This is a genomic window from Cupriavidus alkaliphilus, assembly GCF_900094595.1.
GTDB lineage: Bacteria > Pseudomonadota > Gammaproteobacteria > Burkholderiales > Burkholderiaceae > Cupriavidus > Cupriavidus alkaliphilus.
In genome coordinates this window covers 89,600-105,762 of record NZ_FMAD01000016.1, presented here as the reverse complement: position 1 = coordinate 105,762, position 16,163 = coordinate 89,600, and the positions used below count along the sequence as shown (strand labels likewise).

Annotated in this window: 15 protein-coding genes; 8 read left to right on the top strand and 7 right to left on the bottom strand. The window is 64.9% G+C overall.

Going from position 1 to position 16,163, the window contains the following annotated elements:
- Nucleotides 1–59 precede the first annotated feature (59 nt).
- The 3 genes from GA0116996_RS25745 to GA0116996_RS25735 all read right to left on the bottom strand — a co-directional run bounded on the left by GA0116996_RS25745 (nt 60) and on the right by GA0116996_RS25735 (nt 2,235).
- A complete protein-coding gene (locus tag GA0116996_RS25745) occupies nt 60–1,034 on the bottom strand; it encodes a LysR family transcriptional regulator (protein ID WP_092317367.1) in 975 nt (324 codons plus the stop codon).
- A 109-nt stretch (nt 1,035–1,143) separates the two neighbouring features.
- A complete protein-coding gene (locus tag GA0116996_RS25740) occupies nt 1,144–1,815 on the bottom strand; it encodes a DUF1028 domain-containing protein (RefSeq protein WP_092317365.1) in 672 nt (223 codons plus the stop codon).
- 6 nt (nt 1,816–1,821) lie between these two features.
- Nucleotides 1,822–2,235, bottom strand: coding sequence for a RidA family protein (locus tag GA0116996_RS25735; RefSeq protein ID WP_092317363.1), 414 nt, complete (start codon nt 2,233–2,235; stop codon nt 1,822–1,824).
- Between the two features lie 391 nt (nt 2,236–2,626).
- On the opposite strand from GA0116996_RS25735, the gene GA0116996_RS25730 reads away from it, so the two are divergent.
- The 3 genes from GA0116996_RS25730 to GA0116996_RS25720 all read left to right on the top strand — a co-directional run bounded on the left by GA0116996_RS25730 (nt 2,627) and on the right by GA0116996_RS25720 (nt 5,418).
- A complete protein-coding gene (locus tag GA0116996_RS25730) occupies nt 2,627–3,652 on the top strand; it encodes an ABC transporter substrate-binding protein (RefSeq protein WP_092317361.1) in 1,026 nt (341 codons plus the stop codon).
- A 93-nt stretch (nt 3,653–3,745) separates the two neighbouring features.
- Nucleotides 3,746–4,594 (top strand): ABC transporter permease, encoded by an 849-nt coding sequence (locus tag GA0116996_RS25725; protein ID WP_092317359.1) that lies wholly within the window; start codon nt 3,746–3,748, stop codon nt 4,592–4,594.
- 2 nt (nt 4,595–4,596) lie between these two features.
- Entirely contained in the window at nt 4,597–5,418 is an 822-nt protein-coding gene (locus GA0116996_RS25720; protein WP_092317356.1) for an ABC transporter permease, read from the top strand.
- Between the two features lie 206 nt (nt 5,419–5,624).
- Here GA0116996_RS25720 and pdxR read toward each other — a convergent pair whose 3' ends face one another.
- Nucleotides 5,625–7,136 carry a MocR-like pyridoxine biosynthesis transcription factor PdxR gene (gene pdxR / locus GA0116996_RS25715; protein ID WP_092317353.1) on the bottom strand — a complete coding sequence of 504 codons (1,512 nt, stop codon included), beginning with the start codon at nt 7,134–7,136 and terminating at the stop codon, nt 5,625–5,627.
- A 140-nt stretch (nt 7,137–7,276) separates the two neighbouring features.
- On the opposite strand from pdxR, the gene GA0116996_RS25710 reads away from it, so the two are divergent.
- The 4 genes from GA0116996_RS25710 (at nt 7,277) to GA0116996_RS25695 (ending at nt 12,907) form a co-directional block, all read left to right on the top strand.
- Nucleotides 7,277–8,542 carry a 4-aminobutyrate--2-oxoglutarate transaminase gene (locus GA0116996_RS25710; protein ID WP_208601273.1) on the top strand — a complete coding sequence of 422 codons (1,266 nt, stop codon included), beginning with the start codon at nt 7,277–7,279 and terminating at the stop codon, nt 8,540–8,542.
- 9 nt (nt 8,543–8,551) lie between these two features.
- A complete protein-coding gene (locus tag GA0116996_RS25705; RefSeq protein ID WP_092317347.1) occupies nt 8,552–10,003 on the top strand; it encodes an NAD-dependent succinate-semialdehyde dehydrogenase in 1,452 nt (483 codons plus the stop codon).
- A gap of 271 nt (nt 10,004–10,274) precedes the next feature.
- Nucleotides 10,275–11,252, top strand: coding sequence for a Bug family tripartite tricarboxylate transporter substrate binding protein (locus GA0116996_RS25700; RefSeq protein WP_092317344.1), 978 nt, complete (start codon nt 10,275–10,277; stop codon nt 11,250–11,252).
- Nucleotides 11,253–11,317: 65 nt separating this feature from the next.
- Nucleotides 11,318–12,907, top strand: a complete 1,590-nt coding sequence (locus GA0116996_RS25695) for a gamma-glutamyltransferase family protein (RefSeq protein ID WP_092317341.1) — start codon at nt 11,318–11,320, stop codon at nt 12,905–12,907.
- Between the two features lie 103 nt (nt 12,908–13,010).
- On the opposite strand, the gene GA0116996_RS25690 is transcribed toward GA0116996_RS25695, so the two are convergent.
- Together GA0116996_RS25690 and GA0116996_RS28145 are read right to left on the bottom strand one after the other, a co-directional pair.
- Nucleotides 13,011–14,219: an NAD(P)/FAD-dependent oxidoreductase gene (locus tag GA0116996_RS25690; RefSeq protein WP_092317338.1), complete on the bottom strand. Its 1,209-nt coding sequence runs from the start codon at nt 14,217–14,219 to the stop codon at nt 13,011–13,013.
- 154 nt (nt 14,220–14,373) lie between these two features.
- Complete coding sequence (locus GA0116996_RS28145) at nt 14,374–14,565, bottom strand: hypothetical protein (RefSeq protein WP_141693770.1); 192 nt, start codon at nt 14,563–14,565, stop codon at nt 14,374–14,376.
- A gap of 511 nt (nt 14,566–15,076) precedes the next feature.
- On the opposite strand from GA0116996_RS28145, the gene GA0116996_RS28330 reads away from it, so the two are divergent.
- Nucleotides 15,077–15,238 (top strand): hypothetical protein, encoded by a 162-nt coding sequence (locus GA0116996_RS28330; RefSeq protein WP_167355552.1) that lies wholly within the window; start codon nt 15,077–15,079, stop codon nt 15,236–15,238.
- A 97-nt stretch (nt 15,239–15,335) separates the two neighbouring features.
- On the opposite strand, the gene GA0116996_RS25685 is transcribed toward GA0116996_RS28330, so the two are convergent.
- The gene (locus tag GA0116996_RS25685) at nt 15,336–16,019 is read right to left on the bottom strand and encodes a nitroreductase (protein ID WP_092317434.1); all 684 of its coding nucleotides are present in this window, start codon (nt 16,017–16,019) and stop codon (nt 15,336–15,338) included.
- Nucleotides 16,020–16,163 lie beyond the last annotated feature (144 nt).

Below are 16,163 nucleotides of genomic sequence, written 5' to 3'. Positions count from 1 at the left end.
CTGTGGCCCTTCTTGATGGGGGCATTGCCGAACACGGCGTGACCGATGCAGCTGGCGCTTCAGGACGCCGCTTTCAGCGGTGCTGCGATATGGGGATCGAAGAAACTTGGAGCGCTCATTCCGGGGATGTATTGGTCGGAGATATAAGCGCGGCAGCGTTCCATGAAGATTCTCGTCAATCTTGACTGTTTCATCGGCTTGTAAGTCGCCAGGCCGAGCAGCATGGGCCGATGGCTACCGGCAAGGCGGACCCGCACCATGCGTTTTCCATCGAGCGACTGATTGGACTTGGGGCGCACATTGAAGAGCGCGTAGCCAATGCCGTTGGCGACCATGGACCGGACTGCTTCGGTGGACTGCGAACGCGCCGCGATGTTCGGCGTCACGCCGGCCTTTTCAAACAGGGAGGCGAAATAATCCCGGCTCATCGGCAAATCGAGCAGGACGTAGGGTTCGGGCGCCAGCTCTTCGAAGGAGACGACTTTCTGCTGCGCCAGCGGATGGACCTCGCTCACCAGGACATAGGGCGGCATCGTCGCCAGGCTCTCGAACTGGATGTCGTCCTCAAGGTGCAGGTCGTAGGTGATCGCCACGTCGATCTCGAGCGCATGGAGCTTGTTCATCAAGACTTCCTGATCGCCTTCGACCATCTGCAGCTCGATTTTGTTGAAGGCGCGCGAAAAGCCGAAGATAACCTCGGGCGCAATCATCGCCGTGAGCGACTGGAAGCTTCCCACCCGCAAGGTGCCCTGGATGACGTCGCTCGAATCGGAGGCGATTTCATAGAGTCGGGACGACCGTCCGAGCATGTCTTCGCAGTGATGCAGGACCAGCTTGCCGATGGTGGTCAGGCCGATGCCCTTGGAAGAATGGCGCACGAACAGCTGCACGCCCAGTTCGGCCTCGATATGGGCGATCGCTGCGGAGATCGAGGGCGAGGAGATATGGATTTGCGTCGACGCAGCGGCGATGCTGCCATGCTTCGCCGTTGCGACAAAATACTCCATCTGGCGCAGGGAAATGCGATTGAGCATGTCGAGATCAGGAAAAGGGGAACGATCCAGTGTACTGGAGAAGGTTTGCCCTTTCGAGTGCCGGCCACCTGCCTTGCGCTGCCACGCTTCATTCGATGCGTCGGACTGGTCACAGATTTCCGGGAACGCCAAAGCTGGGCGCCGCGCGGGGATCGAGCGCTCGCTTGACATAGTCCTTCAGCTGCGGCGCGTAAACTTGCCAGGCGGCATGGAGGGCCTCGACCGGGTCGTTTTCTACCCAGTCCAGGCGCAGATCCACGACAGGCCAGTTTTGCGCATCGTATACCAGCAAACCTGCCGAGTGCACCGGACCTTCCTCGCCGCCGGCGGCCTGGCCGGCGAGCATGGCCTGCATCAGCCGTTCCGCGAGCGCGCCTTCGGCCTGCTCGAAGGCCGACAGCATGGCCTGGGGCACCTCACGCGTCGCCAGCATGTTGCCCGCGCATGCGGCATGGGTGCCGACCACGCTTGCCAGGGTGCCCAGCGCCTTGGCACCCGTGAAAACCACTGGCGGGTTGTGCGCGTCGATGGCCATGAGCTGGCGATACTCGATATGGGGGCGCTTCTGCAGCTCCGCCAGGGCGCGTTCCGGTGTCAGGCCGCTGGCCATCAGGTCCAGGGCGAGCGGCCCCAGATCCGGGTCGGTAATGTTCTGGCTCGCGGCTGCGCCGACCCCTTTGCGGCCGCGGATGCAGCGCGAGGCGACCGCCGGTGACGAGGACGCCACGGCGGCGCCGAACTGGCCGGTGGCGGGGCACCGTGCAATGATGGAAAAGGTCATGGCAGCTCAGTCGGGGATGACAGCGGTGGCGTCGATCTCTACCAGCCACTCGGGGCGTGCCAGAGCCGATACGACGATGCCGGTCGAGACCGGGAAGACACCCTTCAGCCAGCGGCCAACGACGCGATAGACCGCCTCGCGGTAGCGCGGGTCGATGATGTAGATCGTGATCTTGCAGATGTCCTCGAGCTCGCCGCCGGCTTCCTCGAGCAGCATCGCGATATTGGCCATGGCCTGCTCCGCCTGCCCGCTGACGTCCCCGATGCACACGCTCTCCGAGGTGTCGAGGTTCTGGCCGATCTGCCCTCGCAGAAAAACGGTACGGCCGCGCGCGACAACGGCCTGGCAAAGGTCGTTGTCCAGGTTCTGCTCCGGGTAGGTGACTTTGGTGTTGAAGGTGCGGATGCGGGTGTGCTTCATGGTCGATTCGGATCGATTCGGCAGGTGGCGGGAGATTGGGGGCGATGCACCCGACTGCATGGTCATGTGCAGCCGCTGGCGGCGCCATTTGTATTTTCCTGCCGGCCGTTTAGGAATTTCCGAATACCACCGAACCTCACACGGCCGCTAACCTGCTCCCGACGGCCGAACCATCCATAACCCCATCGGGAAATGTGAGGCACCCCTACGAAAAAGCCGACTTGGCCGCCTGGTACGACTTTCACATCATAGACTCCGTAATTCGAAGTCATTGCGTCAACGTGGTTGCGTCAGCAACGCGTCGCTGCTTGTGATTGCATTTCCCGGTGGCACGTTCCAGCGTATTTCCAGTTCTATCAGATGTTTATCTTTTCGATTGGGGGTTTAGTAAATGACGATTCGCAAGCTTTTGGCACTTTGCGCGCTCTCCGCCACGCTTGGCAGTACGGCGGCATGGGCCCAGGAAGCCTTGGTAGTGAGCACCTGGGGCGGCAGTTTCCGCGACCTCATCGATGAAAGCATCGGCAAGGAATTCACGCGGCAAACCGGGGTGCCGGTCAAGTACATCACGGGCGGCACCATCGACCGCCTGAACAAGGCGAAGCTTGCCTCCAAGCCCGAGAGCGACGTTACCTTCACGACTTCCCACGTCGGCTGGCTCTACGCCAACGGCAATCTCTTTGAAAAGCTGGATACGAGCAAGATTCCGAATTACAAGCATCTGGTCGAGCGCGCCAGGATCAGCCCGTATCACATCGGCAGCTGGGCCTATGTCTATACCATCGGTTATCGCGCCGACCTGGTGCCGTCCAGCGTCAAGTTCGAGAGCTGGAACGACCTGTGGAGCCCGGCCCTGAAAGGCAAGATCGGCGTGCCTGACTTCGATCCGAGCCATGTGGTCGCGGTTTCGGCCATGCTGTCGGGTGGCGATGCGCAAAGCTGGGAAAAGGGCCAGGACAAGCTCAAGGCGCTCAAGCCCAACTTCAAGGCGTTCTATACCAATGACGCCAATGCGCAGCAGTTGATCGCCACCGGCGAAACACCCGTGCAGGTCATCCTGTCGATCAACGCCTATCACATGATCAGCCAGGGTGTTCCCGTCAAGTTGGTAACGCCCAAGGAAGGCGCGGTGCTCGGCATCGATACCATGGCCATCACGAAGGGCTCCACCAAGGCCGATCTGGCTTACAAGTTCATGAACATCGCCTTGTCCCCGGAAGTCCAGTCGAAGATCGTGGCCTTGAAGAAGGCCAGCCCAGTCGTCGACGACGCCAAGGTTTCGCCTGAAGACGCCAAGCTGCCGGGCGTGTTCACGACAAAGGAGCAGTGGGACAAGGCCATCCTGGTGGACCACAAGCTGCGCGCCGAGAAGACTGCGGAATGGCGCAAGTGGTTCACTGAGAACGTCATGAACTGAACCCGACAGTAAGAGTATGGAGGGAGGGTCGCCGCGGCCATGCACCGCGCCGATCCTCCCTCGCCGATTGAGCATCTGGAATAAGGTTTAAGAATGCGCCCCGATCCACGAGCCTGGTTGGTCTCTCCGGCAGTACTTGTCGCGCTGTGCATCGCAGTATCGTTGATTGCGGTCCTGCAGTTCAGCTTCCGGGCGTATGTGCCCGGCTCCCTCGATGTCGGCGGATTCACGTTCGCCAACTTCAGCGACTTGACCAAGTCGATTTATCTCGACGCGTTCGCCAACACCTTGTGGCTGAGCGTGGAGACGACCTTGTTTTCGCTGCTGGTTGCGTACCCGCTGGCCTATGCCCTGGTGCGCGTCAGAAGCCGGGCGCTCAAGTCCTTCATCCTCGTGGTGTCCATCACGCCCCTGTTTCTGGGGGAAATCGTCCGGACCTACTCCTGGATCGCCGTCCTGGGCAGCAATGGCTTCATCAATGGCACGCTGCGAAAGCTCGGCCTGATCGACTGGCCACTGGAACTCATGTTCACCCACCTGGGCGTCCTGGTCGCGCTGGTGCACGTGACGATTCCCGTCGTGGTCCTGATGCTTGCCACGGCAATTTCGCATATCGACCGCGACTACGAAAAAGCCGCCCAGAGCCTGGGGGCCGGCCCGGTCAGGACCTTCCTCACGGTCACGCTTCCGCTTTCGATGCCGGGTATCCTGGCTGGCATCACAACTGCGTTCGCCTGGACCTTCAGCGCCTTTGCCACGCCTCAGATGATTGGCGGAGGCCGCGTGCCGACGGTTTCGACGCTGGTGTACCAGCTTGGCTTTGCTTCCATGAACTTCCCGCTGGCGGCCAGCCTGAGTGTGATGGGCTTGCTGCTGACGGCCGCAGCACTCTTTTCCCTGGGCCTGTTCACCAAGCGGCTGAAAGCCGTGGGAGGACACTAAAAATGAAAATCAAAAGCGCTCTGCCCTTGCCGCTGCGTGTCGCGGGCCCGCTGCTCGTCGCCATCCTGCTTGCATTCGTGCTGCTGCCGGTCGTGGTGGTGACGATCGCCGCCTTCAACGAAAAGGCGATCATCACTTTCCCGCCTGAATCCTATTCGCTGACATGGTTTGCACGCGTCTTCAGTTATCCGGATTTCCAGGATGGATTCCGTGCCAGCCTCGTCATTACCGGATGGTCCTCGTTCATTGCGCTGGTGATCGGTACCTGCCTGTCGATTGCCGTCAAACGGCTGGAATTCCCCGGCAAGCAGACGCTGCTGGCCATCCTGCATTCTCCGCTCGTGGTGCCGCACTTCACGCTGGGGCTGGGCCTGCTCATCCTGGTGTCACAGGCCTCCATACACCGCTCCTATGACGTCGTCATCCTGTGTCACGTGATGCTGGTGCTGCCGTTCGTGCTGAAGAGCGTCTATGTTTCCATGGAAAACCTGGACGCAAGGCTGGAACAGGCGGCAGCAAGCCTCGGCGCGTCGCCGCTGAAGGTGCTTTTCACAATTACGATTCCGCTGCTCGCGCCGGGGCTGTTTGGCGGCTGGTTGTTTGCGGCGATCATGTCGTTCAGTGAATTCACCGCATCGCTTTTCGTCACAACGCAAGACACGCAGACCCTGCCCGTTTCCATGTACAACTATGTCCGGGAGTTTGCCGATCCGACGCTGGCTGCGCTGTCAGTCGTCTATATTGCCGTGACGGCTAGCGTGCTTGCCTTTGCGAACTATTTTCTGGGCCTGGGGAAAATCCTCAATATCGAGGAAGGACATTGACCGGCATGCGCGCCAGCTGCCATCCCGGGATCATCGTACTTTTGGTGCGGAATCTTGGCGCCAGCAAGCCGCCTGCACGACGGAAATGCCTGCTGGCTTGGCCGGGTTCCTCGACCGGTCAGGACGGATGGCTGAAGCCGGAATCCCAAGGTTCTTAACGCTCCCCCTCCGATCAGAGGACATGTTCTTCGCGGATGGGAGCCTTTCTACCGGCTATGCAAGCTGGCGCCGAGCGGCAGGCATCCGAGCAGACTTTCGAAAGCAGGCGCGATGTCCTCGTCGGGCACGCACGCGTACCCCAACAGCAGGCCTTGCTGCACGGCATCGCCGATGAAATAGCGCGACAGCTCTCGCACCACGATGCCGCGCGCCCCGGCGGCAGCGGCGATGGCCACGTCGTCGGCATCGTCGGGCAGCCGCAGCACCAGGTGCAGGCCGGCGTTGCTGCCGTGCTCGTGCAGCGCGCCGGGGCCGAGGTAGCGCTCGATCAACGCGGCCAGGATGGCCCGCCGCCTGGCATACAGCGGCCGCATGCGACGGATGTGGGCGGCATAGTCACCGGCCTGCATGAATTCGGCGACGGTTGCCTGCGTCATCAGGTGGCCGGCCCGGTACAGCTCGGCGTGCGCGGTCTGGAAGGCGCCGGCCAGGCTGCGCGGCAGCACCAGGTAGCCCATGCGCAAGCCCGGATAGAGCGTCTTGCTGAAGGTGCCGATATAGATCACCGGCGCATCCGGCTCCATGCCCTGCAACGACGGAATCGGCTGTCCGGAGAAGCGGAATTCGCTGTCGTAGTCGTCTTCCACGATCCAGCTGCCGCGCTGGCGGGCGTATTCCAGCAGCGCGCGCCGGCGCTTCAGGCTCATCACGGCGCCGAGCGGGTACTGGTGCGAGGGCGTGACGAAGATAAAGCGCGGCGCAGGCATCTCCCTGCCGGTTTCGCTGTCGGGCAGCGTCAGGCCCTCGTCGTCAACCGGCTTCGGCACCATGCCGATATCGCTGACCTGCAGCACGCCGCGAATGCCCCAATAGCTGGGCTCCTCCACCCACGCCTGGTCACCGGGCGAGCCCAGCATCCTCACCACCAGGTCGATGGCCTGGTGTATGCCCTCGGTGATCAGCACCTGGTCGGGATCGCAGCGCACCGAGCGCGCCACCCGCAGATGCGTCGCCACCGCTTCGCGCAGCGCCGGCAGCCCGCCGCCATGGCCATAGCTCAGCCATTCCGGCCGCGGCTGGCGCCACACGCGGGCCGCGATCTGGGCATAGCGACGGTGCGGGAAGCGCGTCACATCGGGCACGCCCGGCATGAACGCCCCCCATTGCGTGGGCGAAGCCGAGGCGTTGGCGATCAGTCGCTGTCCGCGCGGCGACAGCCCGGGCATGGCCTGCGGCCCGACCTCGGTGGCCGGGACGGCGGTGGCATTCAGGTAACTCTCCGGCGCGGTGGCGGCAACAAAGGTGCCACTGCCGGTGCGCGCGTACAGGTAACCCTCCGCCAGCAGCTGGTCGTAGGCAAACATCACCGTATTGCGCGACAGCCCCAGTTCGGCGGCAAGGTCGCGTTGCGGCGGCAGGCGCGTGGCCGGCGCGAGGCTGCCATCCTGAATCGCGCTGCGTATGCATTCGTAGAGGCCCCGGTTGAGCGGCTTGCCCAGCGCCGCCGGGCCTTCAGGTCCGAGGCGCTGGAGCAGCAGGTCGCCGCAGATCGATTTCAAATTGGCACCATTGGATTTGCGAAAGCGGTACTGGATTGTAGGGCCAAATCCGGTTGAAATGGCCGGCATCGCTGCGCTGCTGCCGGCGGTGCCCGTTTCGCGAGTCGGCCGGTGCCGACAGTCCTTACCGCACAATGACCATGAAAAACCTCGAACTGAACCAACGCCGAACCCTCGCGACGCCGCGCGGCGTGGGCGTGATGTGCGATTTCTTTGCCGACCGCGCGGAGAACGCCACGCTATGGGACATAGAAGGCCGTGCCTACACCGACTTCGCCGCCGGCATCGCCGTGCTCAATACTGGCCACCGCCACCCGCGCGTGATGCAGGCCATCGCCGCGCAGCTGGAGCGTTTCATGCATACCGCCTACCAGATCGTGCCCTACCAGAGCTATGTCGCCCTGGCCGAGCGCATCAACGCGATGGTGCCGATCCAGGGCCTGAACAAGACGGCCCTGTTCACCACCGGTGCCGAAGCCGTTGAAAATGCCATCAAGATCGCCCGAGCGCATACAGGCCGCGCGGGCGTGATCGCCTTCTCGGGCGCCTTCCATGGCCGCACGCTGCTGGGCATGGCGCTGACCGGCAAGGTGGCGCCGTACAAGGTCGGGTTCGGCCCGTTCCCGTCCGACATCTACCACGCGCCGTTTCCCAGCGCGCTGCATGGCGTCAGCACCGAGCGGGCGCTGCAGGCGCTGCACAACCTGTTCAAGACCGATATCGACCCGGGCCGCGTGGCCGCGATCATCGTTGAGCCGGTGCAGGGCGAAGGCGGCTTCCAGGCGGCGCCGTCCGATTTCATGCAGGGCTTGCGGGCGGTATGCGACCAGCACGGCATCGTGCTGATCGCCGATGAAGTGCAGACTGGCTTTGGCCGCACCGGCAAGATGTTCGCGATGTCGCACTATGACGTCGAGCCGGACCTGATCACGATGGCCAAGAGCCTGGCCGGCGGCATGCCGCTGTCGGCGGTCTGCGGCCGTGCGCAGATCATGGATGCGCCGCTGCCCGGCGGCCTGGGTGGCACCTATGCCGGCAATCCGCTGGCGGTGGCGGCGGCGCACGCGGTCATCGATGTGATCGAGGAAGAAAGGCTGTGCGAGCGCTCCGCCGAGCTTGGCAACCAGTTGCGCGATCACTTGCTCGAACAGCGCAAGCATTGCCCCGCAGTGGCCGAGGTACGCGGACTGGGTTCGATGATCGCTGCCGAATTCTGCGACCCGGCCACGGGCCAGCCCAGCGCCGACCATGCCAAACGGGTACAGGCCCGCGCGCTGGAAGCCGGCCTGGTGCTGCTGACCTGCGGCACCTACGGCAATGTCATCCGATTCCTCTATCCGCTTACCATCCCGCAGGCGCAGTTCGACGCAGCGCTGGCGGTGCTGGCGCAGGCGCTGGCCGAATAAGGGGATCCCATGGAACTCCAGCATACCGCGCTGTTGCGCAGCCATTGCCTGATCGACGGCGAATGGACCGGGGCGCAAAGCGGCGCAGAATTCGCGGTCTTCAACCCGGCGACGCACGAACAGATCGGCTCGGTGCCCCTGGCCGGCGCGGCCGAAACCGAACAGGCGGTGCGCGCCGCCGAGCGCGCACTGCCGGCGTGGCGCGCGCAGACGGGCAAGGCGCGCGCCGCTGTGCTGCGCCGCTGGGCCGACCTGATGCTGGCGCACCAGGAAGACCTGGCCCAGCTGATGACCGCCGAGCAAGGCAAGCCGCTGGCCGAGGCGCGCGGCGAGGTTGCCTATGCCGCGAGCTTCCTCGAGTGGTTCGGCGAAGAAGCCAAGCGGGTCGATGGCGAGGTGCTGGCCAGCCCGCGCAGCAGCCAGAAGCTGGTGGTGCTGCGCGAGCCGGTGGGTGTGTGCGCGGCCATCACGCCATGGAACTTCCCCGCGGCGATGATCACGCGCAAGGTAGGCCCGGCGCTCGCCGCCGGCTGCACCATCATCGTCAAGCCCGCCGAACAGACGCCGCTCACGGCACTGGCACTGGCCGTGCTGGGCGAACAGGCGGGCGTACCCCGTGGCGTGCTGCAGGTGGTGACCGGCGACGCCGCGCAGATCGGCGGCGTGCTGTGCGCGAGCCCGGTGGTGCGCAAGCTCAGTTTTACCGGCTCGACCGCGATCGGCAAGCTGCTGATGGCGCAGTGCGCCGGCACCGTGAAGAAGCTCTCGCTGGAGCTCGGTGGCAATGCGCCGCTGATCGTCTTCGACGATGCCGACCTCGACCGTGCGGTGGAGGGCATCCTCGCCTCCAAGTTCCGCAACAGCGGCCAGACCTGTGTCTGCGCCAACCGGATCTATGTGCATGACCGCGTCTACGACGAGGTTGCGCGCCGGCTGGTCAGCGCGGTCGAACAATTGCGGCCGGGGCATGGCGTCGACAGCGGGGTCACGCAAGGCCCGCTCATCGACGCGGATGCGGTGGCCAAGGTCGAAGCGCATATTGCCGACGCGCTGGCGCACGGCGCCACCGTGCTGACCGGCGGCCAGCGCCATGCGCTCGGCGGCACCTTCTTCGCGCCGACAGTGCTGGCCAATGCGACAGCGTCGATGCGGGTGGCACGCGAGGAGACCTTCGGCCCACTGGCGCCGCTGTTCCGCTTCAGCACCGAAGCGGAGGTGGTGGCGATGGCCAACGATACCGAGTCGGGCCTGGCCGCTTACTTCTTCTCGCGCGACATGGCGAAGATCTGGCGCGTGGCGCAGGCACTCGAGTACGGCATGGTGGGCATCAATACCGGGCTGATCTCGAACGAGGTGGCGCCGTTCGGCGGCATCAAGCAATCGGGGCTGGGCCGCGAAGGTTCAAGCCATGGCATCGACGAGTACCTGGAGACCAAATACCTCTGCATGGAAGTCGAATAACAACGACGGGGTGAAGTACCCCCCGCCAGGGCGGGGCCATGGCGCACCCACGCAGTGCGCCGGCCCCATGGGGACAACACAGTCCGGCAATTGCCGGTGCGACGCTGACGACTCCGGTGCACGACGTACGCAAACTTCCACGAAAGGGAAGGAGGCGGGCAGGACGCGCGCCGGAATCGGCCCGACACCAATGGCACGCATATTGCGGACTGGGAAGTGCCATCCCTCCTTGCGAGCGGATGACATTTCTTCTATCGATGAGGGTATAAACATGCGTTTCAATGCTATCCGCAGCCTGCTTGCGGTCACCATGCTGGCGGCCTCTTCCGTGGCACTCGCGCAGGGCGCCCGCGACTGGCCCAGCCAGCCGGTGCGTATCGTCGTGCCGTTCCAGGCCGGCTCCGCCACCGACCTGATCTCGCGGCAGATCGGCCTGGGCCTCGGCAAGGAATATGGCCAGACCTTCGTGATCGAAAACCGGCCAGGCGCCGCCGCCATGATCGGCAGCGAAGTGGCCGCGCGCGCGCCTGGCGATGGCTATACGCTGCTGATGTCCGGACCGGCGTCGATGGTGACCAACCGGTTCCTGTACAAGAAGCTCAGCTATGACCCCGATGCGTTCGAGAAGGTGGCGGTAGTCGCGATCACGCCTAACATCCTGTTGTCCAACCCCTCGCTGCCGTTCAAGACGCTGCGCGAGATGGTGGCGTATGCCAAGGCCAACCCGGGCAAGCTGACCTATGCCTCGTTCGGGGCCGGCACCACCTCGCATATTGCCGGCGAAATGCTGAAGGCCGCGGCCGGCATCGATATCGTCCATGTGCCGTACAAGGGCGCCGGCGAAGCGATTCCCGCGCTGCTGTCCGGCCAGGTGTCGATGTATTTCGACACCATCATGACCGGCCTGCCATATGTGAAGGCGGGCAAGCTGCGTGCGCTCGGCATGTCCACCGCGAAGCGGTCGCCAAACGCGCCGGAGATCCCGACGATCGCCGAGCAGGGCTATGCCGGCTTCGATATCGCGCCGTGGTACGGCATTGTCGCGCCCAAAGGCACGCCGGCCGACGTGGTCGCCAAGCTCAATGTCTCGATCAACAAGCTGCTCAAGTCACCGGAGTTCCGCGAGCGGCTGGCGGCAACCGGCGCCGAGCCGCGCGGCGGCAGCGTCGGCGACTTCAGCGCGATGGTCAGCGCTGAGATCCCGCGCACCGAAAAGCTTGTCAAGCAGTCCGGCGTGACACTGCAATAACCCGCGTGCCGCAACCCCGGGGCGCCGCCCGCGCGCCCTTTTACCTGTTCTGAATGGAGTTCCCGATGTTGCCTTTCGACTGGACCTTTCCCTACCCGTCGCAGAAGATGCCGCTGCTGGCCGCCAACGCGGTCAGCACCAGCCAGCCGCTCGCCGCGCAGGCGGGGCTGCGCATGCTGTACGAAGGCGGCAATGCCATCGACAGCGCCATTGCCAGCGCGATTGCGCTGACCGTGGTGGAGCCGGTCATGAACGGCATTGGCGGGGACATGTTCGCGCTGGTCTGGCACGAAGGGCAACTGTACGGACTCAACTCCAGCGGCCGTGCGCCGGCGCGCTGGACGCCGGAGCATTTCGCCGGACGCGACGCCATGCCCGAGGTAGGCTGGGACACCGTAACCGTGCCGGGCCAGGTTGCGGGCTGGAAGGCGCTGTCGGCCCGCTTCGGCAAGCTGCCGTTCGCGCGGCTGTTCGCACCGGCCATCGAGTACGCCGATCAGGGCTTCCTGGTGTCGCCGCAGATCGCACGGCAATGGGCCGCGCAGGTGCCGGTGCTCGCCGGGCAGCCTGGCTTTGCCAAGGCGTTCCTGCGCGACGGCAGGGCGCCGCAGGCGGGCGAGCGCTGGCGCTTCCCGGAACAGGCTGCCACGCTGCAGCGCATTGCCGAGAGCGATGGCGAGAGCTTCTACACGGGTGAACTCGCCGCGCGCATCGTCGCGTTCGCCGAGGAAACCGGAGGCGCCATCCGCGCCGACGACCTGGCCGCGCATCGCGCTGCCTGGGTCCAGCCGATGGCGCAGGAGTTCCGCGGCTACACGCTCCACGAAATTCCCCCGAACGGCCAGGGCATCGCCGCGCTGATCGGCCTCGGCATCCTGGACCGCTTCGACGTGGAAAGCATGGGTTGCGACAGCGCCGACTTCTACCACGTCAGCATCGAGGCGATGAAGCTGGCCTTTGCCGACCTGCACCGCCACGTGTCGGACCCGGCCTCCATGCAGCACGCGCCCGCAGCTTTCCTGGACCCGGCGTACCTTGCCGAGCGCGCGGCGCTGATCGACTTGAAGCGGGCTGGTGCACCCACTGCAGGCATCCCGAAGACTGGCGGCACCGTTTATCTGTCCGCCGCGGATGCCGCGGGTTCGATGGTTTCGTATATCCAGTCCAACTACCGCGGTTTCGGCTCCGGCGTGGTGGTGCCCGGCACCGGTATCGCGCTGCACAACCGCGGCGCAGGTTTCAACCTGAAGCCGGGCCACGCCAACTGCGTGGCTCCCGGCAAGCAGCCGATGCACACGATCATCCCCGGCTTCGTCACGCGTCAAGGCGCGCCGGTGATGTCATTCGGCGTGATGGGCGGCTCGATGCAAGCGCAGGGCCATGTACAGATGATGGCGCGGCTGGCAGCATTCGGCCAGAACCCGCAGGCCATGAGCGATGCCCCACGCTTCCGCGTGGAACACGGGCCTGTGGTGAATGTCGAGGCGCACCTGCCGGCGGACGTGGTGGCGACGCTGCGCGGCATGGGCCACCGCGTCGAGGTCGCGCCACGCGACAGTCTGGAATTTGGCTCGGCGCAGCTCATCTACAAGGCGCCGTTCGGCTACATCGCGGCTTCGGACTCGCGGCGCGACGGGCAGGCGGTGGGGTTCTAGCGGGAGAGAGGTCCGTCGCCGGCAATCGCCGGCGGCGGCCCCACCCCCGCAAAGCCGACGCCCCGCGAGAGCGGGGCGTCGGCACGGCCGGGGCGAGAACGCCTCAGGTGTACGTGACCTCCGGATTGCCCGCGGCCAGCGCCTGCTCCCGGTCCGCGGCCGGCGGGTAGATCCACTGGGTATTGATCAGCAACTTGCGTGCCTTGCCTTCGGCGTGCGTCAGCTTGACCCGCCGATCCCAGCCTTCGGTGTAGACCGCGCCCCATGCGCCCAGGTCAAGGCAGGTTGCATAGAAGTCCTGCCGGTACGCGATCGTCGGCAGACCCAGCAGGTCCGCCGCCACGTTATGTCCGGCAAATCGCCCCATGTACAAGGCGTGCTGGCACGACATCAGCGAGTAGTGGCCGTCGTCGTCGGTCAGTGCGCGCACCACGTCGCCGGCGCCGAACACACCGCTTGTACCGGTCACCCGCAGGTCCGCGCTGACTTCCATGCGCCCCTGTCGGTCAAGGTGCGGCGAGACTTGCGCGGTCAGGCCACTGGCAATCATGCCACCCGTCCAGATGACCGTGCCCGCGTCGATCCGTTCACCAGTCGCGGTCACCACGCCGCCGGCATCCACAGAGACCACACCCGCGCCAACGCGGGTTTCGATACCCAGCTGCTCCAGTGCCTGCAGGATCTGCGGGCGCGGACCGGGCCCCAGATCCGGACCGATCGCATCTGCGCGCTCGACGATGACGATGCGGGGGCGCACGGTCTCGCCCAGGATCGCGCACAGCCGCTGCGGCAGTTCAGTCGCCACCTCCAGCCCCGTAAAGCCGCCGCCGACCACGACAAAAGTATTGCGCCGCGGGCCCTCGGGCTGCGACGGCAGGCGTTCCAGATGCTCGCGCAGCGCCACCGCCTCGTGCAGCTGGTCCACCGCGAAGGCGTGTTCTGCCAGGCCCGGCAGCGGCGGACGGAACAGGCGGCTACCGCTGGCAAGGACCAGGCGCTCGTAGCCTTCGGTGCTGGTCTGGCCATCGGCCCTGGTGATCTCGACGCAATGGTCCGCCACATGGATGCGCTCGACCGAGCCTTCGATGAACTTGACGCCAACGGCGTCCAGCACCGGAAGGAACGGCACCGCCATCTGCTCGGGGTGGGCCTCGTGCAGGCGCGGACGGACGTGGAGCTCCGGCCGCGGTGAAACCAGCGTGATCTCGACATCCGCCGCAGCGCCGCCTTGCATATCGACGACGCGCGCCGCGCCGAGCGCCGTCCACAGTCCGGCAAAGCCGCCGCCGACAATCAGGATCCTACGTTTCATGATGGTTACCTCGCTTCCTTCTGTTGTTGGCCTTCGGCGGCACGACGTGGCGACCGAACGGTGTAAGACGCCTGGCCGCGCGGTGCAAAACCGGCGGATCCGGGGTCCGAAATCGGGGGAACCGGGCCGTGACCAGCCCGGGAGAACGGCTGCGCTAGTTCACCGAGGTGAAGACCGGCGCCCCAACCGTTTCATGGCATGACTCAGGTTGGCCTTGTCCAGCCCGCAGGCCTTGTCGGAGGAACCCGGCAAAATGCGGAAGGCGACGTTCAGCCGGTTCCAGGAGCTCCATGAGCATCTTGGACAGCTCGGGCGATTGCTGGAAGTCGTTGAGGCGTTGCGTCATGTTCTCTCCTGCTGAGATGACGGGGATGCTCGGCGGGTCTGCGCCGGAAGGCAAACAGCGGCCGCTTGAAGAGCATCCTAGCTGTCGGCCGGTTGCAGCGGAAGCATCACCAAAGTACCCACTCTGTTACCACACCGGCACCAATCGGTGCGCACGCTCCCGTTCCAGGTGACTTGCACCGGAACTGACCCCGTCCCGCGCGAGAGAACCCGGGACGCGTGCGCGCAGAATCTTCTCCGCTCCCCGTGGCGATCACGGCGAGGTGCCGGGGCGGGCCGGCACCGTGAACTGGAGCAGAAGCAGCATCAGGGCGTGGCAGGCCCTGCCGCGGGCGCCGCGACCTTTTCCGGGGCCGTCTGAGCGCCCGGACAGGCGGCTGTTCCGGTAGCGAGTGCAGTCATGACGAGACATGCCTGGCGTGGCGCAGGCTGCAGGATGCACCGCGCCTGCGACCAGGTGCATTGGTGCGGGCAAGGAAACGCTGAAGGCCCAGGTACGAATCTACTGCCGCATGGCCACTGCGCCTAAGCTGCTATGCATCGGCGTCTGGCCCGATCCAGTGGAGCGCATCATGTACCGCTACCGGCTTTGCATTTCGTTTGTCGGGTGGATTTCCCTGGCAACTCTCCATATCGGGCTGGCGCTCGCGCTTTGCCGCAGCGGCGTGATCTGAGCGGTCGGCTGACCGTCCCTCTGCACGATGCTCAGCGGCCGGCCGCGCCCGGCAACGCGAATGCCATTGGCGCCGGCCAGCTTGCGCAGCACGCGTATCAGCCAGTCAAGAACGAGACGAACTCGTCCAGTTCCAGCCTGCTGAGGTCCATGTTGTTCTCCGGCATACTGTTGTCCGCATAGCCCAGCGACATGCCGGCCACGATCATCTCCTCGCTGGAGATGCCAAGACTTTCACGAAGCACCGCCGATTGCAGCGACCAGATCTGCTGCGGACAGGTATCCAGCCCGCGCGCGCGTGCGGCCAGCATGATGTTCTGCAGAAAGCAGCCGTAGCAGATGAAGCTGGCCCATTCCAGGCGCCGATCCATGGTGAAGATCAGCCCCACTGGCGCATCAAAGAACCGGAACTGCCGTTCGACGTCGCGTCGGCGCCCGACGACATCGCTGCGCTGCACGCCCTGCGCATCGCCCAGCATGCCGCGAAACGTGTTGAAGCGCGAAGAGAACGGCGCGGGCAACTCTTTGGGAAAGAACGGGTATTCGGGCGCGAGCCCCGTGGGCGCGGCGCGATACGCTTCGACCGCGGCTTCCGTGATCTTGTCGCGCGCCGCTCCGGTCAGCACATAGCAGCGCCAGGGCTGCGTATTGCTCGAACTGGGCGCGTATTTCGCGACGGACAGGATGTCCCTGACCGTCTCGATCGGCACCGCGTGGTCCAGGAAACCGCGCTTGCTGCGGCGTCCGCGGATCAGCGCTTCCGTCAATTGGATTGCCTCCATCTTCATGTCTCCGTTCTAGTGGTGGGGGTCGCTACGCTGGAAAAGATCATAGATATCTCCCCGGCCTTGTGAAGACGGCAAGCCTGGAAAGCTCCGTCCGGAATCGACGAACGACCAGCACCCGTCGGCACAGGTACGGCGTCC

What these genes read in the sequence shown, in the direction of transcription:
- GA0116996_RS25745 (WP_092317367.1), bottom strand. Translation starts at nt 1,034, where the DNA reads ATGCTCAATCGCATTTCCCTGCGCCAGATGGAGTATTTTGTCGCAACG.
- GA0116996_RS25740 (WP_092317365.1), bottom strand. Translation starts at nt 1,815, where the DNA reads ATGACCTTTTCCATCATTGCACGGTGCCCCGCCACCGGCCAGTTCGGC.
- GA0116996_RS25735 (WP_092317363.1), bottom strand. Translation starts at nt 2,235, where the DNA reads ATGAAGCACACCCGCATCCGCACCTTCAACACCAAAGTCACCTACCCG.
- GA0116996_RS25730 (WP_092317361.1), top strand. Translation starts at nt 2,627, where the DNA reads ATGACGATTCGCAAGCTTTTGGCACTTTGCGCGCTCTCCGCCACGCTT.
- GA0116996_RS25725 (WP_092317359.1), top strand. Translation starts at nt 3,746, where the DNA reads ATGCGCCCCGATCCACGAGCCTGGTTGGTCTCTCCGGCAGTACTTGTC.
- GA0116996_RS25720 (WP_092317356.1), top strand. Translation starts at nt 4,597, where the DNA reads ATGAAAATCAAAAGCGCTCTGCCCTTGCCGCTGCGTGTCGCGGGCCCG.
- GA0116996_RS25710 (WP_208601273.1), top strand. Translation starts at nt 7,277, where the DNA reads ATGAAAAACCTCGAACTGAACCAACGCCGAACCCTCGCGACGCCGCGC.
- GA0116996_RS25705 (WP_092317347.1), top strand. Translation starts at nt 8,552, where the DNA reads ATGGAACTCCAGCATACCGCGCTGTTGCGCAGCCATTGCCTGATCGAC.
- GA0116996_RS25700 (WP_092317344.1), top strand. Translation starts at nt 10,275, where the DNA reads ATGCGTTTCAATGCTATCCGCAGCCTGCTTGCGGTCACCATGCTGGCG.
- GA0116996_RS25695 (WP_092317341.1), top strand. Translation starts at nt 11,318, where the DNA reads ATGTTGCCTTTCGACTGGACCTTTCCCTACCCGTCGCAGAAGATGCCG.
- GA0116996_RS25690 (WP_092317338.1), bottom strand. Translation starts at nt 14,219, where the DNA reads ATGAAACGTAGGATCCTGATTGTCGGCGGCGGCTTTGCCGGACTGTGG.
- GA0116996_RS28145 (WP_141693770.1), bottom strand. Translation starts at nt 14,565, where the DNA reads ATGACGCAACGCCTCAACGACTTCCAGCAATCGCCCGAGCTGTCCAAG.
- GA0116996_RS28330 (WP_167355552.1), top strand. Translation starts at nt 15,077, where the DNA reads ATGGCCACTGCGCCTAAGCTGCTATGCATCGGCGTCTGGCCCGATCCA.
- GA0116996_RS25685 (WP_092317434.1), bottom strand. Translation starts at nt 16,019, where the DNA reads ATGGAGGCAATCCAATTGACGGAAGCGCTGATCCGCGGACGCCGCAGC.